Source organism: Leptolyngbya sp. Cla-17, from assembly GCF_016807185.1.
Taxonomy (GTDB): Bacteria; Cyanobacteriota; Cyanobacteriia; order Leptolyngbyales; family Leptolyngbyaceae; genus ULC077BIN1.
In genome coordinates this window covers 2429191-2454966 of the sequence record NZ_JAEVYN010000001.1, presented here as the reverse complement: position 1 = coordinate 2454966, position 25776 = coordinate 2429191, and the positions used below count along the sequence as shown (strand labels likewise).

Sequence of the window (25776 nt, the reverse complement as noted above, 5' to 3'; positions counted from 1 at the left end):
TACACCTAAGCAACTACAAAGACTGATTTGTAGAAAACGAATGGACTATTCGCTTTCTCAGATCTTTGTTAACTCATAGACATAGTGCCTTTTGAGCTACTGCCTCAACAAACTCATGCTGTTGAATCCGCGATTGCTTTTGGAGATATGCCATAGCATTTAACGCAGCCCTGTGTGCTTCCCAATCAGAACCAATACAGCAGTCCTCAATTACATGGAAATGGTAATCGCGCTGATGAGCATCCACGGCGGTGTAGTGAACACACACATTGGTCATTGACCCCATCAACACTAAAGTATCAACCTTGAGTCCTCGCAGCAGAATCTCCAGGTCAGTGGCAAAAAAGCTGCTGTAGCGACGTTTGCAGACAGTAAACTCTCCTGCGATCGGAGCCAGTTCTGGGTGAAATTGGGTGCTTGCCCAGGTTTCTAAACAGTGTACAGGTTCTGCGCCATCCAGTTCTCGCCCAAAGTCCACCATCTCTTGACGATGCATTTCCTGAACGTGGATGACAGGCACCTTGGCAGCACGAGCCGCCGCTAAAACTCCCTTTGCCTTGGGCAACACCTCTGTTGCCCCCACATAAGACAACGCGCAATCTCCTGTGAATACTCCCGTTTGAAAGTCAATGCAGATAACAGCGGTGCGTTGAACATCTAAGGTGAACATGATTGAATCCTCATAGTAGTAACAAGGGACGAAATAGTAATGACTCCTAACTAATGCCGAACTTGATCCGCCCAGGGGGTCAGCTTGTGAGAAATCCACTTCAACCCGTAGTCAATCACTAAGCCAATCACTCCAATCACGGCGATACAAAACAGCACTTTTTCAGTTTGCAGAAACCGTTGAGCCTGAATGATTTTGAAGCCCAAACCGTTTTGAGCAGCAACCAGTTCAGCAATAATCAAAAAGTTCCAAGCACCAGAGATGTTCACGCGCAACGTGTCGAGAATACTGGGAAAGGCGGCAGGCATAATGACCTTGAACAATACATCCCGGCGACTCGCACCCAACGTATACGCCACATTAATCATCTCGTTGGGAATGAACTTCACCGCATCGGCAACCATAATGGCGTTGTACAGCACAACACCCAGCATGATGATCAGCACCTTAGAGGCTTCACCCAAGCCTAACCAAATCACAATCAGCGGCACAAATGCGGTGACGGGCATGTAGCGCACCGTGCCAACCAGGGGTGCAAATAGGTTATCCATACTGTGAAAAGTGCCCATGGCAATTCCTAGGGGAACACCAATGATGGCAGCGACGATAAATCCCGCTAAAACTCGTCCGCTGCTCATCAGCACATCAAAGAGCAAATTGTCTTCTGCAAACATCTTGATTCCGGCAGCAATCACGACCGTAGGCGCTGGCAGAAAGAGGGGAGTAACCAAACCGCCGTAGCTGACTGCCGCCCAAATTATTAAGGGGATGATCAAGGAGACGCTGGCGATCGCCAGTGCCAATCGTCTTGAGAAGCCTTGCCGAATACTCCAAAAAACGGATGGTTGGAGATAGCGATATTGACGACCGCTGGGCTGAGGTTCTGTGAGGTTAGATGGGGTCATTGAGTTTTAAGTTTTAAGCTTTGGATTGGGATGAAACTGAAAACGAAAATCCTGTCTCCTAATTCAATATCTCCTGACTCCTATCCCTTGATTAAAAGAATTTTAGATATCGCTGAATTTCCCAGTCAGAGATGTGGGTGTGGTATTCTTCCCATTCTTGGGATTTGAATTGAATGTAAGTGTTGTACATCAGGGCACCGAATACGTTTTTGCTCAATGGGTCGCTGGCAAAGGCAGCGATCGCCTCACTCAGGTTGCGGGGCAAGCATTGGATTCCCATTTCGGCAAGTTGTTCCAGACTGTAGCTGTACATATTTTCGGTGTGGGGTTCTCCCGGATCTAATCCTTCCTGAATGCCTTCTAATCCAGCAGCTAAAATAATGGCTGCCCCCAGGTAAGGATTGCTAGAAATGTCTGCGGCACGGCATTCTACCCGTCCGCCTGCCAGGGGAATGCGGAGCATGTTAGTGCGGTTATTGTTGCCATAGCAGCGATACACGGGTGCCCAAGTGAAGCCGGACATACTGCCTCTGGCAACTAGGCGCTTGTAGCTGTTGACGGTGGGGGCAATGATGGCGCAAATCGCAGGAGCGTGTTTGAGGATGCCTGCAATGAATTGGTAGCCCAGCTTGGAGAGTTTGCAACCGCGTGGATCGTCGGAGTCGTAAAACAGGTTAGTTCCAGTGTTGATGTCTGCTAAGGACATGTTGTAGTGGGCACCGCTGCCCGTGCGATTGGCGAAAGGTTTGGGCATGAAGGTGGCAAAAAAGCCATGCTTGCGGGCAATTTCCTTGACCATCAGCCGAAAGAAGGTGAATCGATCTGCCATTTTGAGGGAATCGCAGTAGGCAAAGTCAGTTTCAAATTGTCCATTGCCGTCTTCATGGTCAAAGGAGTAGACATCCCAGCCGAGGCTGTTCATGGCTTCGACAATTTCGGTGACCCAACTGTAGTTATCCAACAGTCCTTGGAGGTCATAGCAGGGTTTTGCTAAGGTATCGCGATCGCTCACCGGAATGGGCTTACCGTCAGTTTCCTTGAGCATAAAAAACTCTGTTTCAATCCCCAAATTGAAGGTAAACCCCATACTTGCGGCTGATGCCAGCACTTTTTTAAGAATGCTCCGGCAGCAGGCTTCAAACGGTTCTCCTTTCAAATACAGATCGCTGGCGAACCAGGCAACCTCTGGCTTCCAGGGCAAAATCGTCATTGAGTCAGGGTCGGGATGAGTGGCCACCTCTTCATCATTGATATCTTGGGGTACACCATCCAAAGCTGCGCCCGTAAACAGTTCTGACCCCGCCATCATTTGCCCCAAATGGGAGAGCGGCACGGATTTCGCTTTACACATCCCGTGAATATCCACAAAACTAGCAAGAGCATATTTCACGCCCTTAGCTTCTAGGGATGCTTTCAAATCCTGCACTTGAGCAGTTAGATTTTCCATCATGTTTTTTACTCGATTAATTGAAAATAGGGTGAACCTAGAGGCAGGTGCCGGATATCAGGGGATCCAAAGTTGGGGAGTCAGACGGGCATCCGGGTTGGCGACGACACTCTAGATACTCACTGATGATTTGGTGATAGCGATCGCGCCCAAAAATGGGATAGTGACCGGGATACACCGTTTCTACAGGCAGTTTTCGTAGGCGATCGTAGGTGTCGAGGTAGGTGGGAATATGGCTGCAATGCAGTTCATCCAACAGTTCCCCGTCGTAAATCACATCACCTGAGAAGATCTCTTGGGATTGAGCATCATATAAGGCAATACATCCGGCTGAATGTCCTGGTAGATGCAGCACTTCAAAAGCGCGATCGCCCAGATCTAACACATCTCCTTCCTGCAAAATCTGGGTTGGTTCAGTTCCCTGAAGTGTATATTGCTCGACGGTGAAATCCGCCTGGGGCAAGCACTCAAAGTGTTCATCCTGTACCCAGCCCTGTTCTGGCGCGCACAGTGCTTCGTGGTCGTCGCCCTGTCTTAACGCATCGGCTTCAGCCGCATGGATAGCACGTTGCTCGAACTCATGCATTCCACCTGCATGGTCGAAGTGAATATGGGAGGCGATCGCCAGCAGCGGTTTATCAAGCAGAGAGGCAATATAGTTCCGCAAACTGGCAACTCCCAGCCCCGTATCGATCAGCAAATCCTGCGATCGTCCTTTAATCAGCCAGAGATTGGCGCGGTTATACCAGTAATAGTGAGGCTCTGTAATTAAGTACAGACCATCTTGAATGCGTTGGGTCGAAAACCATTTTTTGCAGACTGGCTTAGGGAGCATAGGGATCAGGAATTAGAGGCCAGGGGTTAGGGAGTCAGGGAGATAAGAGCGGCGAGTGAGGGCTGACGAATAGCGAGAGACTTCTCTTCCCCTTTACCCGGTTGACTCCCTCGGCTCCCTTACCTCTCCTTTCGCAAATCTCAGTTCATCGATTTCACAATTGAATCGTCGTACAAAGACTCGACTTTAAGCGGCTGGGAAACGATTTTGGACTCGTAGGCTCCCTTTGCCGTAAGTTCCAGGTTGCCAATCAGGCTGTTGGAATCTGCCTTGTTGAACCCAACCGACTTGTTACTTTCCAAGTCAAACAATTTTGCGCCTTGCAACTGTTCTTTAACTTCCTCTCCGGTCACGCCTAGTTTTGCGCCTGAAATTTTAAATGCCTCTGGATCGTTGGCATTCAACAATTTCACCGCTTTGTCTACTGCTCGAAAATAGGCTTGCAGGTCAGTCTTCCGAGCCTGAATCAGCGTGTCACGGGCAATCACCACGTCGGCGATCAGATTAGTATCTTTGGTGGAGAAAACAACTTCGCCACCGCCCTGTTTTGCGGCTTTAGTCAAGTAGGGTTCATAGGAGACCGCCATATCTACCCGTTTTGCGCCAAACGCCGCTGCGGCATCTGCGGCTGCCAGGTCTTTGATAATCACATCTTTTTCGGTCAGTCCTGCTTTTTTCAGGTAAGCCGCCAAAAGGATTTTTTCAAACAAGATATCTTCACGGGCGATCGTTTTGCCCTTGGCATCCTGAGGTGATTTAATGTCGCGTCCAAGAATGCCATCTGCACCATTGGAATAATCCACCAAGTAAATTATTTTGACGGTGGGATCTTTTGCCATAATCTGAACGGCATCGCCGGAGGTCAACCAGGCAATGTCAACTTTGCCCGCTAGAAAGGCAGTGATTTGTTCCGTATTACTTTGAAAGAAGAGATCTTGAACGTTGAGTTTTTCGTCTTTGAAAAAGTTTTTGCCGACTGCCACATGATGACTAGAATAGCCAACCCAATTATTGGTAGCAGATACTAGGGGCTGAGATTGGGGTGCGGTGCCGTTGGGCTGCTGAGCACAGGCAACGACCAGTAGCAAGGAAGCGAAGGCTAAGGACAGCGATCGCACAATGGCAGAGAACTTAGGCATAACAGAAGTATTTTTAAGGAATGAATGGGTCAAATTAAACGGCGATCGAATCGCCGCGTAGAGCATGAATTACTTGGCGTTTGATATCGACAAACTCAGGCGACAGTTTAATATCCAGTTCTCGGTGTTCGGGTAAGAGAATGGGAATCTCTGAGTGCATCCGTCCCGGTCGGGAACTCATTACATAAACCCGCTGAGACAGGTAGATCGCTTCTTCTACATCGTGGGTAATCATCAAGATGGTGACATGAGTTTGCTCCCATAGATTGAGTAAAAACTGCTGCATTTGCTCTTTGGTTTGGGCATCCAGTGCGCCAAAGGGTTCATCCATCAGCAACACGGCGGGTTCGTTTGCCAGGGCACGGGCGATCGCCACGCGCTGTTTCATGCCACCCGACAACTGCTTGGGATAAGCATCGGCAAAGGGCACCAGTCCGACAACATCCAAAAAATAATGGATGCGTTCGCGTTGTTCCGCTTTGGGTAGCTTTTGCAGTTGTAGTCCAAAGGCGACATTTTGAGACACCGTTAGCCAGGGAAAGAGCGTATAGCCCTGAAACACCATGCCGCGATCAGAACCGGGACGACCGGTAACACACTGCCCATCCACCAGCACTTGCCCCGATGAGGGCGCGACCAGACCCGCAATGATACTCAGCAGCGTAGATTTGCCACACCCCGATGAACCGACCAAGCACACCAGTTCTCTTGGATAAATCTGAAACTGGATATTTTCCAAAACAGATAATTGCCCACCCTGGGCTGGGTAGACTTTGCTGATGTTTTGAACCTCCAGCTTTGCGATCGAGATCGACGGGCTGACGGAATCTGTCATGGCTATAGGATCTTGATGTTTCATCGCTCAAACTTTTTCTCAGGGATACCCAGGCTCTTACTCAAATGCCTTATGACATGACTCATAGCGTGCAACAGGTTTTGTGAAATATTTATTTATGCGGTGCTTTATGTTTCTGTTTATATAGATATGAAATAGATGTGAGTTGTTATAGGTATGAGTCGTTTTTTTGCTGTTATCAGGTGTCACTTTCTAAAACCGATTCAGGATATTAGTCTGATGTACTGGTGTGCTTAAAAAGATATCTTCAACGGAAAAGCCCAAGAGAGCCACAATCTGTGAGCGATTGCCAGCTTCTCCCGGGCTTTTTTCCCGCCGTGTAACTCCTATCTAAGCTGCCGTTTAGCAAATTAGTGGGAGCTTGCCTCTCTCGGACCAGACGTTCAATGAGCGAATCATCAAACCGGAACCCTAGAGGCTAATTATTTAAAACTCATACGCTTAGGCATACCAACCCTATAAAATTGAAGCTGTATCAAAAGCCACATATTTTGCATATTATTAAGCTCAGTAGTGACTGTAATCTGCTGGGGTGTCTTACTTTCAGCCTCTTCCGCAGGGTTGGAGTAAGTTAAATGAATTCAGGCGTGAAGAAACAGTGCGATCACATTTCTACTGATCATTTCGTTTGCCGTGTATTGCCTGACGCTGCTTGTTTTCCAGTCCTTTTGCTGTAGCAATCCCAGTTAAGGCTGTTTCGCCAAGTGGCTATGAATCTTTTGAGGTTGGCGGTTGGTTGTTTTTTTGAATGATCAACTGAATTGCCAGAGCGAATAGCCCAAGTGCTGCGACTCCAAATACGCCCATTCCGAGGGTTGTCATGCCAATCACTAAAGTGCGTACAGCAGCAGAAATCCTTTGAACAATAAAGTTGTCAGACTGGATTTTGTGGGCGGCGAAAGATAGAGCGATCGCGCCACTCATTCGATACATGCCAAATGCCATTACGCCAGAAATAACGGAACCCAGCGCACAGCTTTGTGGGGTGAGTGGTTTAGTCGTTACCTCAGTTGAGCCAGCAACGGATGCTTGTGCCGTGGATTCTACAGGTTGGGGAAGATCACTCATAAAAGTGCCGATAGTTATGCCTACGTCTTTAGCCTATTGTGCGATGTGAATTCCACAGTGGCTAAACTTTGATAGCCATACCTCCAGATCAGGGTCTGCGATCGCGCTTTTCACTTGATCGTATAACCGCTGTGCTTCAGCCTGAGTATGGGTCAGAGCAAAGACCGTAGGACCCGAGCCAGACATCATCGTGCCCAATGGTTGCATTTCACGAAACCGTTTTTGTAAATCAGCCACTTTAGGATGATGAGGCAGCACCACTTTCTCTAGATCATTGTGAAGCAACTGCCCAATTTGGGCGCTGTCTCGATGGGCGATCGCAGTGAGGATAGCACCCGAACGAACTTCTCGACGACGGTTTACTTGAGCAGTCGGTTCGCGCAAGTAAGACGACTCAAATTGCTGGCGATAGGTTTGATAGGCCCAGGGCGTTGAAACTGACAGGCTACGGTATTTTGCTAACACAACATACAGCTTGTCTAGATCCGGTAGAGCATCTAACTGTTCACCGCGTCCCGTTGCCAAGGCGGTTCCACCCGCAACGCAAAATGGCACATCTGACCCTAGCAACGCACCTAATTCTTGAATTTCTGGTTGGGTCAGCCCTAGTTCCCACAGCAGATCCAGCCCTACTAGCACCGCCGCCGCATTGGTTGAGCCTCCGGCTAAGCCTGCGCCCACCGGAATTTGCTTGTGAATGGTAATGTCTACCGCACCAAACCGAGCAAAGGCTTGGGGAAACTGCTGACCTATCAGTTGAGCCGCACGATAGGCCAGATTACTCGCGTCGTTGGGAACATTGGGGTGATCACAGTGAACGCGGGTCATCTCAGTCCCATTTAATCGCAGATCGATTCGATCTGCCAAATCAACACTTTGCATCACCATCACCAGTTCGTGATAGCCATCGGGGCGATCGCCCAAAATCTCCAAATACAAATTGATTTTTGCGGGTGCAATTAAAGAGTAACTACGCATAAAAGTAAAAAATCTCTAATAATTAAAAGCTACGAATCGACAACTAACTGATTACTTAACAAAACCCATTGTTCCACGCTTAAATCTTCGGCTCGTGATTGAGGATTAGCACCTAAAATTTCTAATAATTGGGATAGGCGATCGCGATCAATCAAGCTTTGCAAATTATTTCGGAGCATTTTTCGCTTGCTGCCAAATCCTAATTTAAGCAAGGTTTCAAAAAAACGAAGATCGTTCGCGGCAGGCTGAAAAGACCGAGGTCGTAGACGAATCACGGCTGAATCGACTTTAGGAACAGGCTGAAATGCTTTAGCTGAAACATCACAAATAAAGTCACAGTCGGCTAAATATTGCACCCGCACGGTTAAGGCTCCAAAATTGGTTGAGCCGGGTTTTGCATTCAGTCGCAAAGCAACTTCTTTTTGCACCAACAATACAATTGATTCAAATGGGTTTTCGGCTGGGCAGGCGATCGTGCCTAACAGCTTTTCAATAATTGGTCCAGTAATATTGTATGGAATGTTGGCAACGACCTTATTAGGATTTTGAAACTCTGGTAAGGGCGCAAGCATGGCTGGTAGATCTACAGTCAAAAAGTCTTCTTGCAACAGCAGGAAGTTATCGATCTTGCCTAATTTTCTAATCAACAGTTCACACAAATCCCGATCAATTTCTACCGCAACAACGGAGTCCGCTTGAGGCAACAACTGACGAGTTAAAACGCCGGTTCCTGGACCAATTTCTAAGACGCGATCGCCAACAGTATCAGGACTAGTTTTTTTAAGCTCAGCCGCTGCAACAATGCTGCTCAGCGCTTTTTCACTCTGTAGCCAATGCTGACCAAACTGTTTGCGCGGTTGGGGCACAGAGTTACTCCGGTATGCCAACGACTTCACCCGATCCCGTAATCACTTCACCGATGGCAAAAGCGGCGATGTTTTCGGCAGCAAAATGCTGAAGGGCTAAGTTTACTTGAGCAGGCGGCACCAACACCACAAAGCCGATTCCCATATTAAAGGTGTTAAACATACCCGAAAGACTAACATTGCCCTCTTGTTTTAACCACTCAAACACAGGCGGCACCGTCCATGCGGCGGCATCAATCTGTACGGATTGCGCTTGTCCTAAACAGCGGGGAAGATTTTCGGGTAAACCACCGCCTGTAATATGTGCCATGCCGTGAATGGTTAAGCCAGCCTGACGCGCATTTAAGATTGGCTTGACATAGATTTGTGTGGGAGTGAGCAGCCTATTGCCCAAGGATTGCCCCTCAAAACTTGCAGGACAATCGCTGAGATTTAAGCCGCGATCGCTGATGATTTTCCGTACTAGGCTAAACCCGTTACTGTGAATGCCTTGACTTGCCAATCCGATCGCTACGTCTCCAATTTGCACCTGTGAGCCATCCAAAAGCAGGCTTTTTTCCACCACACCCACACAAAACCCTGCCAAATCATATTCTCCCACTTGATAAAATCCAGGCATCTCTGCGGTTTCGCCACCTAGCAAGGCGCATCCTGCCAAACGACACCCTTTGGTAATCCCTTCTACCACTTGGGTTAATTGCTCTGGCTCTAGATGTCCGGTCGCTAGATAATCTAAAAAGAATAGGGGTTCTGCGCCACAGGTCAACACGTCATTGACGCACATGGCGACTAAATCAATTCCAACTGTATCGTGCTGGTTAAGACTGTGCGCCAATTTGAGCTTAGTGCCAACACCGTCCGTTCCAGAAACCAAAACAGGTTGATGGTAGCCTGCGGGTAGCTCAAACAAACCGCTGAAACCACCAAATGAGCCTAAAACACCTGGACGAGTGGTGCTAGCGACTAAATTGCGGATGCGATCGACAAACGCTCGCCCCTTTTCAACATCTACTCCTGCATCCCGATATTCCATGCAGATCTGCCAGCAACGACTCGGATGTCATTGTACTCTTTCGTCTTCAAGAACTTAAAGATTTGTTCTTTGAATAAATAACGGGTGGCTAAATTTGCGATCGCAAATATAAAGTTTTGATGAAGCTGGAAATTAAAATCCTGATTAAAAAATCATCCAAAAGTCTGAACTAGTAGTCTTTATAGTTCTTTTCTGGACAGAAGTTTCTTCAGAAGCTTTTTGGGATCCTTTGGCAGCACTGATCCCCAATACGAAAACTTCATGATAATCTGTTGCAGTTCTCATTTATAGGAGCGAAATCGAACCGAGTACGGGTTAAGACCACGAGCTTTTATGCAGATTCGTTAATTTTTAGCATTCAAAACACATAGTTGAGACCTGTTGCTTGAAGAAACGCAGAAGAATTGTGCAGAACTCGAACCCGAATGATGAGCCTTTTACCCAATGGATTATGACTCAAAAACTTTTTAGCAGTCTAACTGCCTCCCTGTTGATTGCAACTCTGGGTGTTTCCACTTCAAGTAATGCCGCTCCTGTTGAACCTAGTAAACAAGGTTCTAGCGCAGACCTTAAGCCGATAAATCTGAAAGCAATCCCCAGCGAAATTGCAGCCGAAACTGCGCCTTCATCGAATAAATCTCTGAGTGCTGTACCCCAGGCGAGAGAGGTTGTGAAAGTCGGTGAACAAGTTACTAAGCCTGAGCTTGATACCATTAAAGAGGTGATTGCTAAGGTTCAGCCTCATGAACTATCTGGACAAAAAGCGGCAACGTTGTATGTTCGCAACATTCCAGTCTTAACCTTCAAGGGTTCCATCAAAGCTTCCAAGGATGATACAAAGCTCGGAACTCAATTAAAAAATTCTTCTTTTGCTCCGCTTCATACTAATGCTCAGTCTCTTAACCGAGCGAAAGCACAGTCTTCTTCCCTAACTTCGCTGCTGAATTCTTCTGAGTCTTTGTCTGAGTTAGATTCACAAGAATTGAACCTAAGCACTATTGATAGTTCTTCTGAAGATGATCCTGTTTGGAGAGCCGCTGCGATTGCTGCAAGACTGAATCAGCTTTATCGCAATGGGCTAGATGCAGACAAAATTACTGTGGCTTGGGGCAGTCAAGCCGATAGCGCATCAGCTGAGCGCGATCGCTATTTTATTCAGGCAGACACTACCAAAATTGCGGTGATTGACGCCAACACCGTTTTGCCCGATTCTACCCGCAACCTAGAAAAAGATGCGCTCCAAGCAACTAACCGTTTAAGGCGGCTTTTAGGCGATGCTACTCCACTGCGCGGGGTCATTGGAAAACCGATCGCTTGGAGAAATCAAATTGTCTCATTGGGACCCATCCAATTTAAGCTAACCGGATTTGCCTCGTGGTATGGACCTGGCTTTCATGGAAATCGCAGCGCTAGTGGCGAAGTCTTTAATCAAAATGCTATGACAGCTGCCCACCGCACCTTGCCGTTTGGCACACAGGTTATGGTCACCAATGTGAACAATGGACAATCGGTGATGGTCAGAATTAACGATCGCGGTCCCTTCCACGGAAACCGCATCATCGACCTGTCTACTGCGGCGGCTCGTGTGCTGGGTGTGGTGCAATCAGGAGTTGCCCTTGTTAAGTTGGAAGTAGTCGATTCTAGAAGTGCAGCGGTTGTCGGTAATTAAGCAGACTCCCACCCCGTCAAACTTCTCGTAAGAGTAGATTTAATAGTTAGTTTACGGGCAGAACCGTTGAGTCTTGGCTAAACATGGTCAACAACAGCGGTAAACTTTCTTTCGGAAATTTTCTCAGGCGTGAATGGCTCTTAGCTATTCACGCTTTTTGTTTTTTTAAGCATTTGCAATCTCACCCATGAGTCCCATAAGTGGCACCGTCGATTCAACTCCTTTGCTTTGAATTAAAACCCCAAAATCACCTAAACCAATTGGGTTAATTAAGCTGTGCAATGCATCACGACGACGGAGAACTTCTTGAATCGATTGAGCATCTGTTGCAGAGGACTGACTCAGAGCCATTAGGCGATCGCCTAACCCTAGTGCCATCAAAAACAATGCCTGCTTGGTATATCCGACGCATTTCAGTCCATGAAGTTCCCCCTGCTTTTCTAAAGCGGTAAAATTAACGTGAGCAGTGATATCTTGTTGCCCTACATTGCGATAGGGGTCGGAGTGATGCTGGTGCTGAAAGTAGCACTGAAGAGTGCCTGTCCGAGCAGGATGGTAATAGCGATCGCTGGGATAGCCGTAGTCAATCGTGAGGACATAGCCTCGCTCAAGGTGAGTGGCAACAGTCGTCATCCAATCTAGGGCTGCCAAATTCACTTCAGTGCGATATCCATCGGGGTAAGGGGGCGATCGCAGATCGATGCCAACAACGTCAAAATAATCTACAAGCTGAGAGGTTGAAAGGTCGCCAACGACTTCTACAAAATGAGTTTGCGAATCTTGCTGATTTACAGAGATGTAAATTTCCCTTAATTGCCCTGCTTCTAACACCACTTGATGTACAGACAGTGCATCAACTAATTCATTAGAGAAAAAGCAGCCTGTGATTGAATCGGGGATATCTGCAAAATCGCACCAATTAATCAAGACTCCTGCTGCAAGAAACTGTTGCAATTGGTGCTGTTGTACTTGAATCAGCGCTGCTGCCCGCTCGATAATCACATATTCTAAACAAGCAAAACAATTTGGGTGATTGTGTTGTAGAGCAGTCAGCACATCCATCGCCAACAATCCCTGTCCCGCTCCCATTTCCACTAGAGTAAAGGGCTTTGGCTGCTTTAAAAGCTCCCACATTTGAACAAACTGTTCGGCTAATAATTCGCCAAAATCGGCACTCAAGTGGCAGGAAGTAAAAAAATCTCCGGCTGCACCCATTTGAGCAGAGGATGACGCATAGTATCCATACTGTGGATGGTAGAGCGCCAAGTCCATATACTCTGCAAAAGAAATTCTATGGTCAGGACTCTCGATAATCCGTTGAGTGATAACGTGATCAAGAGTCCTTTGATTACTGTCTGTTTCCAGTTGCACTGCCTTGTCCCAATCCTGCTCTGGCTTTTATTGTTGCACAGCCGCTTAGATAGAAAAGGCTGCTGACTAACTGACAAAGATACTCTTTATAAACACATGCGCAGAGGCGCGATCGCTATTTATTTTTTTCAACCCTACACTCTGGAGTTACCGCAGACTTCTTGACAATTACTCAGCTTGAGTGGCATATTCTCGCGTATCACCATCAAATGAAATCGCAAACTTTCCTTGGGGCTGCATCTCCTTGAGAACTTTAAGATACGCTTCTGCATCGTTTCTACGGCGAAAGCGAATTACAGCGAGTTGTTTAAGGTTAGGCAGCAGTTTGCTAATGACCCAGGGATTTAATCTTGTTTGGTAGTCCATAATTCACTTCTCGCTTTTGATGTTGATGATTGCATCGCACTGGATAAACCGCTAGCGCTGGCTTGAAATAGATCCAATCCAGAGTGGCAAGCGCTGCATGTAGGGCTATCTACCAGTTGACACTACTATAGATAGTGTTTAAATCTTAGAACCGCAAGCTTTTTTACAATTCGCAACAAATTTTGGCTATCATTTCCCAGAAGCTATGCTATCGAGTTGATACAGCAACAAAGCGGAATGACAAAGATTCAGAATTAATTAATAAAAGAAAAGCTTAGAAATTTAAGAGGAAACGATGTAGCGTCCGTGGAGTGAGTCAGAGTCTAGCTATAACGCATTAACTTTTGGGTGAGAGTACAATTACCGCAGCGTAGCATCTCCAACCCGAGTAACCCTACTAATACCCATCTACCTGTGTGGTGTCCGGCTATCCTAAGACATCACACAAGTTACCTTTGTCAGCTCTACTTATAAGGAGGGAAGTATAAAATCTTCTGAGAATCCTTCTTCCAAAAAAAATTTCATAGTGGAAACTCAGTTGCACATAACGTTTACATGCAACTGATTAATCCCCACATATAACCAAACCGTATCCGACAACGGCTTGCAGTTATGAGTTGGTTGTTTGTGCAGCCAAAAGTTGCTTTAACTTCTCTAAATCTTGTGCCCATCGAGGATCAGGCTGAACACTTTCTAAATCGGGGCTAGATGTTCCACCTTTACGGGCTTTAGCATTAGAACCCTTATTTACACCACCTTTGCGTGCCCCACTTGGCGCGGGAACAGAAGCAGTACTAACAGCAGGCTCCAGGTCATCCTCTTTTTCTTTGGCTCTAGGTAATGCCTTCTCAATTTTGATCGGGTTGTCGTTTAGCACATGCCCATTGAACTTTTCAATGAATGCATCTGCCTCTTCATCCGTTTTGACAGTCACAAAGCCAAAGCCTCTACACTTATTCGTTTTCCGATCAGTAATGAGCTTGGTAGAAATTGAATCGGCTACTTCGGTAAAAACCGCCTCAAGTTCTTGGCGAGTTAAGTCTTCCGAAAGGTTGCCTATGTATAGACGAACGGACATGAAAGATACCTCTAGACTTGGATATTAACTAAACAAACTTTTTCTATTAACGCGACTCTTAATTATGCGGTGACATATACACCCAAGACCTGAACCAGCTACTTCTTGCATCAAACAAATACTTAAAACACAGCTTGATCAAAGCAATTGATAACTCACCAGTTTTGCGGTTGCGCTAACGCTAACTAAATAAGGCTGCAATAGCATGACCGTTACGCAAGACTTTAGATATAAATCATGGAACAAATTAGGTGGCTGCTCTAATGTGTTGCTTTGCTTGAGTACGTATGCCATCCACTAAGGTATCACGGTAAGCCTACCCCTGCCATTGCGAAGCAGAATTTCTGCCTATTGACTGACAGGGATTCGTTTTCTTTTCCAAAAGGATGTCTCCTACTAAGTTAAAAATGAACGTACTAAAAACACTATGTAATTTACTTCACTGTAGCAAAAGCACAGCGCCATGCTTAGAGACAGTTATCTCAAGAAGAACGCATTGAATTGGTTCTAGTCCTCAGCAAAGATATATCGATAAAGTTCGGCAGGGTTAGGCTCTGGACTTTCTAGGGCATATTCAACGGCTTGCTCAACTTCTGCTTGAATTTTCTTTTCGATCGCCTTTAGCTCATCGTGGGTAGCTAAATTTTGTTCAATCAAATAAGCTGAAAACTTTTTGATTGGATCGCGCGCAAACCAGAGTTCTTTTTCCTCTTTGGAGCGAAGTTCATCTGGATCTGCCAGTGAATGCCCTCGGAAGCGGTAAGTCAGGCATTCAATCAAGGTAGGACCTTCGCCAGCACGTGCCCTTGCCACTGCTTCTTGAGCCACCGTGTGAACTGCCATGATATCCATGCCATCCACTTCAACTCCTGGCAACCCAAATACACTTGCCTTTTTGTAGATTTCTGGCTGAGAGGTTGACCGCTCATGCGCCATGCCGATCGCCCACTTATTATTTTCCACCACAAACAGAATGGGTAATTTCCACAATGCCGCCATGTTTAGGCATTCAAAAAACTGACCATTGTTTGTCGTGCCATCGCCAAAAAAGGCGGCAGTTACTTGATCGGCAGTTTCATCCCCCAACACCTCCCGCCGATACTTAGATTGAAAGGCAGCTCCAGTCGCAACGGGGATTCCTTCACCAATAAAAGCAAACCCGCCTAATAAGCGATGCTCGGCGGAAAATAAATGCATAGAGCCACCGCGGCCTTTGCTGCAACCTGTAGCTTTACCAAATAGTTCTGCCATGACGTTTCGTGCTGGCACCCCAGCACTGAGGGCATGAACGTGATCGCGATAAGTGCTGCAAACATAGTCTTCACCAGGGCGCATCGCTTTAATGACCCCACTGGATATGGCTTCTTGCCCGTTGTATAGGTGGACAAATCCAAACATCTTGCCGCGATAGTACATTTCAGCGCATTTATCTTCAAAAAAACGCCCTAAAATCATGTCTTCATAAAGCACCATCCCTTCTTCTTTCGTGATGGTGACGATCGCGGATAGCAAACTGGGAACCGTTCTCTCCTGAACCATGGGCGCTGTTTTGACCTCAGACACTCTTTAACAAGCTTCCTAGAATTTATGTTGCTGACCAGAGTATTTTGCTTATTCTGGGTGTAAGCTTCCACTCTATTGACTGAATCAGTCAACTGTCTGTCTTTTTGGCATCTTGACAGGATGCTGTAAGACGCTAACATAGCATAGCTTAACCTTGCTTCTTACCGTTGGGGAAGTGTACTGTGCGTATTCCGCTTGATTATTATCGAATTCTGGGCTTGCCCATTCAGGCGACCAGCGATCAGTTGCGCCAAGCTCATCGCGATCGCACGTTGCAGTTGCCCCGACGCGAATATTCCGACGCGGCAATCACTACGCGCAAACAATTAATTGATCAAGCCTACGCGGTGTTGTCTGATGCAGAGCATCGACAGCGGTACGACACCAGTTTTCTTGCCAAAACCTATGAATTTTCTGCTGAGACTGACTTGCTCTCAGCCCATGCTCCTTCAGCCTATATAGGAGCCGTAGACACCGCTGAAATAGATCCCCATGCACCTAGCATCGAAATTGAGCAATCTCAATTGATTGGCGCATTACTGATCTTGCAGGAATTGGGAGAGTATGAACTTGTCCTTAAGTTGGGGCGACCCTTCTTGACTGGAGGAACTGCAACCTTAAAGGACGGGCGCTATGGAGAACCTGCAATTGTTTTTTCAGATGTTGTGCTGACTGTAGCGTCGGCATGTCTTGAGCTCGGGCGAGAACAGTGGCAGCAGACTCAATACGAAAATGCCAGTGAAGCTCTCGAAACTGGACAACAGCTTTTACTGCGAGAAGGATTGTTTGCAAATGTGCGCGGAGAGATTCAATCTGACTTGTATCGTTTGCGACCCTACCGCATATTGGAGCTACTAGCCGCTTCGCAAGAAGCGGTGGATGCCCGAAATAAAGGCATTGGGCTTTTACAGGCAATGCTGCAAGATCGCGGCGGTATGGATGGGGTGAATGATGATCAATCGGGTCTGAATGTAGATGACTTTTTGCGTTTCATTCAGCAGATCCGCGCCTATCTAACGGCAGAAGAGCAGCAGTTCTTGTTTGAGCGGGAAGCGAATCGCCCTTCGGCGGTGGCAACCTATTTAGCCGTTTATGCCTTGTTGGCAAGAGGCTTTGCCGACCATTACCCAGAGTTAGTGCAGCGTGCAAAGCAGTATTTGACTCGGCTGAGCGATCGCCAGGATGTGAACTTAGAAAAGGCAGTCTGTTCTCTTTTGCTGGGTCAAACTGAGGAAGCCAGTCAAGCGTTGGAACTCAGTCAAGAGCAAGACTCGATTGCATTTATCCGTCAGCATTCTCAAGACTCGCCTGACCTGTTGCCGGGGCTTTGCCTCTATACAGAGCGCTGGTTTCAAGATGAGGTATTTCCCCACTTCCGCGATTTAGCGCAGTGCCAAGCGGTACTCAAAGAATATTTTGCTGATCCCCATGTACAGAACTATTTGGAGCAGTTGCCAGAGGCGGAAGCGGCTAATCATCGAGTCCCCTTTCGGTCTTCAGAAGTTGCAGACCTATCCAGTCGGACTGCGCCTAATCGGTTAGCAGCGGTTACCTATGCATCCAGTAATGGGTTACAGTCCATTGCGGAAAATCGTGAACCCGTTGTCAACTCTGGCTCTTATGCAAATTGGGAGCGAGAAACTGATCACGAGTCACTGATTGCAGCGGCAAAAGCTCGAATCACCTCTCGTTCAGCGACCGCAACTCTAAGTTCTGACCTGTCAAATGGCTCGGCGATGCCAATGGCAGAGCGAGATGGCGAAGAACCAATCAGTGAAAAGCAGGAATTGCCCACGCGCCCCACGGAACAGATTCGTCGTCGCAGCGATCGCCCCAAATCAGAAGATAGCAGTGGGTCAAATCGGAATCAGCAGAGCAATCGTTCTAGAATCGCTCCCCAATTTGCTCGATGGTTATTGCCCGGATTGGCGCTCCTAGGGGTTATTGTCTTGGGCTTTTTCCTCTCTTTGCTTGCTAAAGGATGGCAAAATACCTCCAATCAGGTTGCCCAACAGCAAGACGAGAAACTACTGGTGCAGTTGGATAAACCGTTGATGGATCTAGGTGATGGCGCGATCGCGCCTGTCACTGCTGCAACCCTGGATAAAGAGTCGGCTCAGACAGTACTTTCCTCCTGGTTCGCGGCAAAATCTAAGGCAATGGGGTCTACCTACGAAATTTCTCAGCTAGACACTATCCTGATAGAGCCAAGTCTTTCAGCTTGGCGCACGGATGCAGAAGATCTCAAGCGCAACGGTGAGTATCGAGTTTATCAACACGATGTCACGGTTGAGAGCGTAGAACTATTGCCAGCCAGTGCCGGTCTGGATACCAGCACTCCCAGCCCTCAAGTCAGTCTTCCGGCTTCAGAAATCAATTCCAGTACTACAGGCACCAGTCCATCACCGATGGCTGCCGCAACTTCATCGGGTACGCCATCTTCAGCTGTTTCTACCGCCGCAAATGAAGCAAGGGTCGTTGCGGATGTGAAGGAAACGACGGAAATCTATCGCAATGGCGCTGTTGAGGGATCTCCTCAAACTGACAGCTTACGAGTTCAATACAATTTGGTGCGGAAAGATGGTGAATGGCGGATTCAAGATTGGCAAATGCTTTAGATTTATCTTTTAGTGAAGAGGATAGATTTGGAACCTAAGCCGCAACGCTTTTTTGTTGCTCTTGTGCCGCCCCCAGAGATCCAAGCGATCGTCGACGATATAAAGCGTCAGTTTGCTGAAGAGTATGCCAGCCAAGCCGCCCAAAAATCGCCACCTCATATTACGCTACAGCCGCCCTTTGCCTGGATGCCGCAAGAATTACCCAAAGTAGAAGAGCAATTAGCCAAATTTTCCATGCAGCAAACGCCTTTTGAGGTGGAGCTAAATGGATTTGCAGCGTTTCCTCCCAGGGTAATTTACGTTGATGTAGTCAAACCTGCTGCGCTGCTCAATCTGCAAACAAGTTTGATGGCTGATCTAGAAGCAACCTTAGAAATTGTGCATGAAGCCTCTAAACGGCGAAGTTTCACGCCCCATATGACTGTTGCTTCTCAAGATTTGACCCCGCCAAATTTCAACGCGGCATGGCAGTCATTTCAAGAGCGATCGCTTCAAATTAAATTTCTGGCATCTTCCCTCAGTTTGCTAATCCACGATGAGCAATGGCACATTCATAAGACATTTCCACTCTCTAAAAAAGTCCACTCTCCGTAGCCAATGCTACCCAGCTTAAAAAATTAGTCGGTTATGCTGTATTCTTATAAAGTTTTGTTTAGTCATCTGCCAAAAAATCTTAGCCACTTGTTCAAAGTAAGGATGTTACACCGATGACACAAGTTGCTGAAACCTCTCTTCATCGGGTTGTGATTGTGGGAGGAGGCTTTGGAGGGTTATATGCAGCAAAATCCCTGCGGCGATCGCCCGTTCAGGTCACCCTCATTGATCGACGTAATTTTCACCTATTTCAGCCACTGCTCTATCAAGTTGCTACTGGCAGCTTGTCACCGGCTGATATTTCTTCGCCTTTGCGCGGCATTTTGAGCAAATGCAGAAACACCAGTGTTTTGATGGATGAAGTGATCGATATCGATCCGCAGCAGCAAATTGTCAAAATGCAGGAACAGGACATTGCATACGATTCGCTGATTGTGGCAACGGGAGTCAGTCACCACTACTTTGGTAATGACCAGTGGAAAGCCACCGCGCCCGGACTGAAGACGGTTGAAGATGCACTGGAGATGCGCCGTCGGATTTTTGTTGCGTTTGAAGCGGCAGAAAAAGAACTTGATCCAGAGAAACGGCAGGCATGGTTGACCTTTGTAATTGTGGGGGGTGGACCGACAGGAGTAGAGTTAGCAGGTGCCATTGCGGATCTTGCCTTTAAAACCCTGAAAAAAGACTTTCGCAGCATCGACACCACCGAAGCCAAAATCCTCTTACTAGAAGGAATGGATCGCCTGCTGCCGCCCTATCCACCTGATCTATCCGAAAAAGCCGCGATCGCCCTAACTAAGTTGGGAGTCACCGTTCGCACCAAAACCATGGTGACGAATATTGAAGACAACACCGTCACAGCCAAACAGGGCGATCACGTAGAGCACATTCCTGCGTGCACTATTCTTTGGGCAGCCGGCATCAAAGCCTCTGGGATGGGGCAGACTTTGGCAGACTGCACTGGAGCTAGCCTTGATCGCGTGGGCAGAGTGATTGTGGAACCCGACCTCAGCATTGCGGGGCATCCCAATATTTTCGTGATTGGCGACCTGGCAAACTTTCTTCACCAGGGCGAAAAACCACTTCCCGGCGTAGCTCCGGTTGCCGTTCAAGAAGGAAAATATATTGCTAAGCTAATCACCGAACGATTACGTGGCAACACGCTACCTCCTTTCCACTATGAAGAGGTGGGTAACCTGGCAGTGATTGGTCAAAACGAAGCCGTTGCCGATTTAGGCTTCGTCAAGCTATCTGGCTTTCTTGCCTGGTTCGTTTGGATCTTTGCCCATATTTACTATCTGATTGAATTTGATAACAAGCTAGTGGTGATGATTCAGTGGGGCTGGAGCTACTTCACTCGCAATCGTGGCGCTCGGCTGATTACGGGTGAAAACCTCCCTATTCCTGTGGAAGCTTCCAGTAAGGATGACGGGCGATCGCCTCTGGAACGCAAAGCTCCCGTTGAGGTTTAGATGAACTGACAAGTCAGCGCAAGCTATTGCCTTTCTAGTGGTAATAGCTTTGATACCAATCGACAAACCGTTTAATTCCTTCCTCAATCGCTGTGTTAGGCGCAAATCCCAAATCTGTTGACAAAGCCTGGACATCGGCATAAGTGGTCAACACTTCTCCTGGCTGCATTGGTAACAAGTTTAGAGTTGCTTCTTTGCCGATCGCTTTCTCCAATGTTTGGATCAGCGTCATCAGTTCAATCGGATGATTGTTGCCGATGTTATAAACTCGGTAAGGCGCATTACTATTCGGCTGTTCTGCTAGATCTACGCGAGAATTTACTCCCTGAGGCGGGTGCCGCATCACTCGCACTACGCCTTCAATGATGTCGTCGATATAAGTGAAGTCGCGCTGCATTTTGCCAAAGTTATACACATCTATCGCCTCTCCGGCAAGAATGGCGCGAGTAAATTTGAAATACGCCATATCGGGTCGGCCCCAAGGACCATAAACCGTAAAAAACCGCAGTCCCGTCATGGGCAAGGCATATAGATGGCTGTAGGTATGGGCAATCAATTCGTTCGCTTTTTTGGTAGCGGCATAGAGAGACACGGGATGATCGGTGCGATCGCTTTCCGCAAAGGGCACTTTTGTGTTGGCACCATACACTGAACTAGATGAAGCAAAAACCAGGTGCTTAATTGATTGCTGGCGGCACCCTTCCAGCACATTCACAAAGCCTGATACATTGCTATCTATATACGTCCACGGGTTTTGCAAGGAGTAGCGGATTCCAGCCTGTGCTGCCAGATTTACCACACAATCAAAGGGCTGCTGTTGGAAGAGCGCTGCAACTCCATCGCGATCGCTCAAATCTAGCGCTTGAAACGTAAAGCCAGAGTAGGGTTGCAATAGGGCAAGGCGATCGCGCTTTAAACTGACCGCATAATACTCATTCAAATTATCAACACCATACACCTGCATCCCATCTTGCAATAGCCGCTGCGCCAGATGGAACCCAATAAAACCAGCCGTACCCGTCACTAAAACTTTCATCCAGCTATTCTACTTACGCGTTGGAATCTTGCTCAACGTTGCACCAAAATCAAAAGCCAGAAGTCATTGCATGGACAACGCTTCTGGCTTTTGGACTCCTAACCTCTGAAAATTTGGTATTTACAAAAGAACGTTTCCAAGTTCCTTAAAAAAGCCCACGAACAGGCGCTGGCTCTGGAGTTTGAGGAGACGGGACGGGCTGTGCGAAAGGAGGCGCGGTGCTTGGCTGAGGAGAAAAATCCTGTGGGATTTGCAGCGGCGATTCTACGTAGGGAATGAAAGTTGGATCGACTTCTCGCGGAAATGCTTGGGTCCCAATGCAAGAACTAAGCGCTACTGGAGATGACAATCCCGTTGTGCCACGACTAATGCCAACAACGCAATTCGCATATTGCACAGGTTGCAGACTGCGGCGGCAGCTATCCAATACCTCTCCTGCAACAGAATCTGTTAAATAACGACGAATACCTGTCACACAGAATGCCATATCTTCTGGGCGGCGAACTTGGCGACACGCATCAAGTGCATCAGTCGGCTCGTATGCGGTAACTTTTGGGGTAACTCTGCTGATGTCAATGACACAGGTGGACAAATTCTGTGGATATTGCGCCCGTGAACACGCAGAAACTGCTAGCTCTGGGGAAATCTTGAGGTTAATTAAAGAAGCAGCACAGTTCCGGTAATCTAGTTCGGAATCCTTACGAGCCGCAATCGCCGGTGGAATGGGAGCCGCGATCGCGACCAACCCAGAGAGCATCACCATGCGTGTCAAGGTTTTAGATAAACAAGTTGCCCACAAATGAGAGAGTTCAGACAAGCTAAATGGGCAGATCCGGAGTAATTTCATACCTTTTGCAGCATTAACAACATATCCAAGGGCAAATCAAGACAGACGGGTTGAGTTGAAAGCGTGAAACTAGAATAACCGTAATTCAGACAAAAGCAACGAGCAGACGATCCAAAATTGCGTTCATTGTCTCATATTCAAGCAGTTCCAGAAAATGCAGCAGTTCCAAAAAAGGCCACAGTTGATCGCGTTTTTTCCTCTGATTACATGAAGAAATTCTAATTTTTGCTGCATAACTGATACCAAAACGCCCCTAAGTCTTTAATTTCATGTCTGTTGATCTACTACAGTGATAAAGGTAGATGATAAATTCACTGATCTGCCAAGAGGATAGCCCGTATGCATTTGAGTGAGCTGACCCACCCTAACCAGTTACACGGTTTGTCTGTGTATCAACTTCAGCAAATTGCCCGCCAGATTCGCGAGAAGCATCTGGAAACCGTTGCAGCAATTGGTGGGCACCTGGGTCCTGGTTTAGGTGTGGTAGAACTGACGGTTGCTCTGTATCAAACTTTGGATCTCGATCGCGACAAAGTGATTTGGGATGTGGGGCATCAAGCCTATCCCCATAAAATGTTGACTGGACGCTACGCCCGCTTTAACACGCTACGCCAAAAAGATGGCATTGCTGGATATTTGAAGCGCTGTGAAAGCAAATTTGATCATTTTGGTGCGGGTCATGCTTCCACCAGCATTTCCGCAGCCCTCGGTATGGCGATCGCCCGTGATCTTCAAGGCGATAACTACAAAGTGGCTGCGGTGATTGGCGACGGAGCATTGACTGGCGGTATGGCACTCGAAGCCATCAACCATGCCGGACATTTGCCCAAAACCAACTTGCTTGTGGTCCTCAACGATAACGAAATGTCCATTTCACCCAACGTTGGAGCCATTCCCCGCTACCTCAACAAAATGCGGTTGAGTCCACCTGTTCAATTCCTTGCCGAAAATTTGGAAGAACAGATTAAGCATTTGCCGTTTGTTGGAGACACCATTTCACCTGACTTAGCCCGCATTAAGGAAGGAATGAAGCGGTTAGCGGTGCCCAAGGTAGGAGCCGTGTTTGAAGAACTCGGCTTTACCTATATGGGTCCAATTGATGGGCACAACTTGGAAGAATTGATTGCGACCTTTCAGCAAGCACACAAGCACATTGGTCCTGTTTTGGTGCATGTTGCCACCACTAAGGGCAAAGGCTATGAAGTTGCCGAAAAAGATCAAGTCGGTTACCACGCTCAAAGCCCATTCAATCTAGCGACGGGCAAAGGAATTCCCTCTAGTAAACCCAAGCCTCCTGGGTACTCCAAAGTGTTTGGTGAAACGCTCACCAAAATTGCTGAGAGCAATCCCAAAGTGGTTGGCATCACGGCTGCGATGTCTACTGGAACTAGGCTGGATATTTTGCAAAAGCATTTGCCTGAGCAGTTTATCGATGTAGGAATTGCGGAGCAGCACGCCATCACCCTGGCGGCTGGACTTGCCTGCGAAGGAATGCGTCCGGTTGCTGCGATTTACTCCACGTTTTTACAAAGAGCCTTTGACCAAATTGTTCATGATGTCTGCATTCAAAATCTGCCAGTTTTCTTCTGTTTAGATAGAGCTGGCATTGTAGGAGCAGATGGACCAACCCATCAAGGCATGTATGACATTGCTTACATGCGCTGCATTCCAAATATGGTGATGATGGCTCCCAAAGACGAGGCTGAACTCCAACGGATGCTGGTGACGGGTATTAATCACTTAGATAGCCCGATCGCCATGCGGTATCCCAGAGGCAATGGCTATGGAGTGCCGCTGATGGAAGAAGGCTGGGAACCGTTACCCATTGGTAAAGGCGAAATTTTGCGCCAGGGGGACGACGTGCTGCTGGTTGCCTATGGCTCCATGGTTTATCCATCCATGCAGGTGGCAGAAATTTTGAGTGAGCATAGCATTGAAGCAACGGTGATCAATGCCCGGTTTGCGAAGCCCTTGGATACGGAACTAATTCTGCCGTTGGCACAGCAGATTGGACGAGTGGTGACGCTGGAAGAGGGCTGCCTCCCCGGCGGTTTTGGCTCGGCGATCGCTGAAGCGTTGCTGGATGCCGATATCACCGTGCGGCTAACCCGGATTGGCGTTCCCGATAAACTGGTGGATCATGCTTCACCCGATCAATCTAAGGCAGAGTTAGGATTAACGCCACCTCAAATGGCAGACCGAATCTTAAAGCTGTTTAGCAAACAGCTAGCAGCCGTTAGCGTTTAGAAAGTTTCAGGAAAAAAGACTGTTGTTGGAGCAGGTCAAGTTGATTCATGGTTTGCCAGTAAACGAGCTACAAACCTGCTCCTACGACAATGATTGGAATGTTGATTTTTGAAAGTTCTTAACTCGTCGAAAAGTTTTTTGATAGCACAGGTTGCTAAGGCGACTCTTCAAACCAGCTAGCGCGCCACGCATCTTGCGCAGAGGCGATCGCGTATTCTCGCTGCTTCTTGCGATAATCTTGCCCTAGTTTTTTCAATCGAGCAGTCAATTCACGAATTTTGCTCCGAGTCGCCATCGTTGGTGTATCCGCAAATTCGATTTCTACCAATCGTAGATGAATCGCCAGCACTTGTAAGATTTCTGGAGCCTTCTCATCATCATCCTGGGGTGTTTCTGCATCACTAACCGCTTCAACCAATACATTGAGCAGATTGGGCGATCGTGGCACTCCATCCAATAGTTCTGTTTTACTAGCATGTTGCAACAGAGCCTCAGGCAATTGACCGGGCAAAATATTAGATTGCTGAAGTAGCCGATTGGTTTGATGAGAAATAGTTGCTAGCTCCCTTCCAATACCTTGTTCAACCTCAACTTGCCATTGAATTAGGAGCGCTGGAGTTAGGGTGATGTCCTTTTGGTTAGACTGCTCGATAGATTGCTTAGCGGTTGATTGGGTAGAAGCTAAATCATCGGCATTGGCAGGCAATGCCTCTAGCTCAGTGGCTTGTGAGTCGTGGGCTTCTGCTACGGAGATACTTCGCGGAATCGCTGGCTGCTCTGGTCGTTTTAACAGTTCCTCCGGCTGAAACGGGTGCAGTTGCTCCAAAAGATTTGCTTGAGCTTGTTTTGCCAAATTGCTCAACGCCTGCTGCAAAATCTGCCGCTGACCCACTGACAAAGCCAAAAATTGCTGCGGATAGCCTTGAGTGCAAACTTGATATGCTGCCAAAACATGCTGTTTTCGCACTGCTTGCCCTAAAGCTGATAAGTAGGCTGTATAGGCATTTTGAAACGCCTCTGCTAGAGTCGCTAATGCTTGTTCGAGTAGAGCAATCTCTTGTTCAATGCGTTCAACTGAAGCGGTCATAATCTTCACAGCCCAATCTAGGCTTCTTTAG

General features: G+C 47.5%; 22 protein-coding genes and 1 riboswitch. Of the genes, 5 read left to right on the top strand and 17 right to left on the bottom strand.

The window, feature by feature from the left end; genetic code table 11:
• Positions 1-73: 73 nt before the first annotated feature.
• The 10 genes from JOY44_RS10940 to purM all read right to left on the bottom strand — a co-directional run bounded on the left by JOY44_RS10940 (position 74) and on the right by purM (position 9797).
• The gene (locus JOY44_RS10940; protein WP_197985125.1) at positions 74-670 is read right to left on the bottom strand and encodes a cysteine hydrolase family protein; all 597 of its coding nucleotides are present in this window, start codon (positions 668-670) and stop codon (positions 74-76) included.
• Positions 671-720: 50 nt separating this feature from the next.
• Positions 721-1575 carry an ABC transporter permease gene (locus JOY44_RS10935; RefSeq protein WP_171573580.1) on the bottom strand — a complete coding sequence of 285 codons (855 nt, stop codon included), beginning with the start codon at positions 1573-1575 and terminating at the stop codon, positions 721-723.
• A 91-nt stretch (positions 1576-1666) separates the two neighbouring features.
• Positions 1667-3025, bottom strand: a complete 1359-nt coding sequence (gene glnT, locus JOY44_RS10930) for a type III glutamate--ammonia ligase (RefSeq protein ID WP_171573579.1) — start codon at positions 3023-3025, stop codon at positions 1667-1669.
• Between the two features lie 34 nt (positions 3026-3059).
• Positions 3060-3857 carry an MBL fold metallo-hydrolase gene (locus tag JOY44_RS10925; RefSeq protein WP_171573578.1) on the bottom strand — a complete coding sequence of 266 codons (798 nt, stop codon included), beginning with the start codon at positions 3855-3857 and terminating at the stop codon, positions 3060-3062.
• 140 nt (positions 3858-3997) lie between these two features.
• Positions 3998-5062, bottom strand: coding sequence for an ABC transporter substrate-binding protein (locus JOY44_RS10920; RefSeq protein ID WP_242541740.1), 1065 nt, complete (start codon positions 5060-5062; stop codon positions 3998-4000).
• Positions 5031-5855 carry an ABC transporter ATP-binding protein gene (locus tag JOY44_RS10915; protein WP_171573576.1) on the bottom strand — a complete coding sequence of 275 codons (825 nt, stop codon included), beginning with the start codon at positions 5853-5855 and terminating at the stop codon, positions 5031-5033. Before JOY44_RS10915 ends, JOY44_RS10920 begins: the two co-directional genes overlap by 32 nt.
• A 291-nt stretch (positions 5856-6146) precedes the next feature.
• Positions 6147-6278, bottom strand: a riboswitch (guanidine-I (ykkC/yxkD leader).
• Between the two features lie 282 nt (positions 6279-6560).
• Positions 6561-6920, bottom strand: coding sequence for a DUF3082 domain-containing protein (locus JOY44_RS10910; protein ID WP_171573575.1), 360 nt, complete (start codon positions 6918-6920; stop codon positions 6561-6563).
• Between the two features lie 33 nt (positions 6921-6953).
• Positions 6954-7898, bottom strand: coding sequence for a 4-(cytidine 5'-diphospho)-2-C-methyl-D-erythritol kinase (gene ispE / locus JOY44_RS10905; RefSeq protein WP_171573574.1), 945 nt, complete (start codon positions 7896-7898; stop codon positions 6954-6956).
• 29 nt (positions 7899-7927) lie between these two features.
• Entirely contained in the window at positions 7928-8764 is an 837-nt protein-coding gene (rsmA, locus tag JOY44_RS10900) for a 16S rRNA (adenine(1518)-N(6)/adenine(1519)-N(6))-dimethyltransferase RsmA (RefSeq protein ID WP_171573573.1), read from the bottom strand.
• A 4-nt stretch (positions 8765-8768) separates the two neighbouring features.
• On the bottom strand, positions 8769-9797 hold the full coding sequence (purM, locus tag JOY44_RS10895) for a phosphoribosylformylglycinamidine cyclo-ligase (protein WP_171573572.1): 1029 nt from the start codon (positions 9795-9797) through the stop codon (positions 8769-8771).
• Positions 9798-10248: 451 nt separating this feature from the next.
• On the opposite strand from purM, the gene JOY44_RS10890 reads away from it, so the two are divergent.
• Positions 10249-11466 (top strand): septal ring lytic transglycosylase RlpA family protein, encoded by a 1218-nt coding sequence (locus JOY44_RS10890; RefSeq protein WP_171573571.1) that lies wholly within the window; start codon positions 10249-10251, stop codon positions 11464-11466.
• A 165-nt stretch (positions 11467-11631) separates the two neighbouring features.
• Here the strand turns inward: JOY44_RS10890 and JOY44_RS10885 are convergent, their stop codons facing one another.
• From JOY44_RS10885 to pdhA, 4 genes are all read right to left on the bottom strand, one after another.
• Complete coding sequence (locus tag JOY44_RS10885) at positions 11632-12837, bottom strand: class I SAM-dependent methyltransferase (protein ID WP_197985124.1); 1206 nt, start codon at positions 12835-12837, stop codon at positions 11632-11634.
• Positions 12838-13005: 168 nt separating this feature from the next.
• The gene (locus JOY44_RS10880) at positions 13006-13203 is read right to left on the bottom strand and encodes a hypothetical protein (RefSeq protein ID WP_171573570.1); all 198 of its coding nucleotides are present in this window, start codon (positions 13201-13203) and stop codon (positions 13006-13008) included.
• 610 nt (positions 13204-13813) lie between these two features.
• The gene (locus JOY44_RS10875; protein ID WP_171573569.1) at positions 13814-14281 is read right to left on the bottom strand and encodes an RNA recognition motif domain-containing protein; all 468 of its coding nucleotides are present in this window, start codon (positions 14279-14281) and stop codon (positions 13814-13816) included.
• 507 nt (positions 14282-14788) lie between these two features.
• Positions 14789-15820 carry a pyruvate dehydrogenase (acetyl-transferring) E1 component subunit alpha gene (gene pdhA, locus JOY44_RS10870; RefSeq protein WP_171573568.1) on the bottom strand — a complete coding sequence of 344 codons (1032 nt, stop codon included), beginning with the start codon at positions 15818-15820 and terminating at the stop codon, positions 14789-14791.
• 206 nt (positions 15821-16026) lie between these two features.
• Between pdhA and JOY44_RS10865 the strand changes: the two genes are divergently transcribed.
• The 3 genes from JOY44_RS10865 (at position 16027) to JOY44_RS10855 (ending at position 20528) form a co-directional block, all read left to right on the top strand.
• Positions 16027-18462 carry an IMS domain-containing protein gene (locus JOY44_RS10865; protein WP_171573567.1) on the top strand — a complete coding sequence of 812 codons (2436 nt, stop codon included), beginning with the start codon at positions 16027-16029 and terminating at the stop codon, positions 18460-18462.
• A 27-nt stretch (positions 18463-18489) separates the two neighbouring features.
• Positions 18490-19056 (top strand): 2'-5' RNA ligase family protein, encoded by a 567-nt coding sequence (locus tag JOY44_RS10860; RefSeq protein WP_171573566.1) that lies wholly within the window; start codon positions 18490-18492, stop codon positions 19054-19056.
• 113 nt (positions 19057-19169) lie between these two features.
• Complete coding sequence (locus tag JOY44_RS10855; protein WP_171573565.1) at positions 19170-20528, top strand: NAD(P)/FAD-dependent oxidoreductase; 1359 nt, start codon at positions 19170-19172, stop codon at positions 20526-20528.
• 34 nt (positions 20529-20562) lie between these two features.
• Here JOY44_RS10855 and JOY44_RS10850 read toward each other — a convergent pair whose 3' ends face one another.
• Both JOY44_RS10850 and JOY44_RS10845 read right to left on the bottom strand, forming a co-directional pair.
• Positions 20563-21564: an NAD-dependent epimerase gene (locus JOY44_RS10850; protein WP_171573564.1), complete on the bottom strand. Its 1002-nt coding sequence runs from the start codon at positions 21562-21564 to the stop codon at positions 20563-20565.
• Between the two features lie 145 nt (positions 21565-21709).
• Positions 21710-22411 (bottom strand): hypothetical protein, encoded by a 702-nt coding sequence (locus tag JOY44_RS10845; RefSeq protein WP_171573563.1) that lies wholly within the window; start codon positions 22409-22411, stop codon positions 21710-21712.
• A 339-nt stretch (positions 22412-22750) separates the two neighbouring features.
• On the opposite strand from JOY44_RS10845, the gene dxs reads away from it, so the two are divergent.
• Positions 22751-24658 (top strand): 1-deoxy-D-xylulose-5-phosphate synthase, encoded by a 1908-nt coding sequence (gene dxs / locus JOY44_RS10840; protein ID WP_171573562.1) that lies wholly within the window; start codon positions 22751-22753, stop codon positions 24656-24658.
• A gap of 154 nt (positions 24659-24812) precedes the next feature.
• On the opposite strand, the gene JOY44_RS10835 is transcribed toward dxs, so the two are convergent.
• The gene (locus JOY44_RS10835; protein WP_171573561.1) at positions 24813-25745 is read right to left on the bottom strand and encodes a hypothetical protein; all 933 of its coding nucleotides are present in this window, start codon (positions 25743-25745) and stop codon (positions 24813-24815) included.
• Positions 25746-25776: the final 31 nt, after the last annotated feature.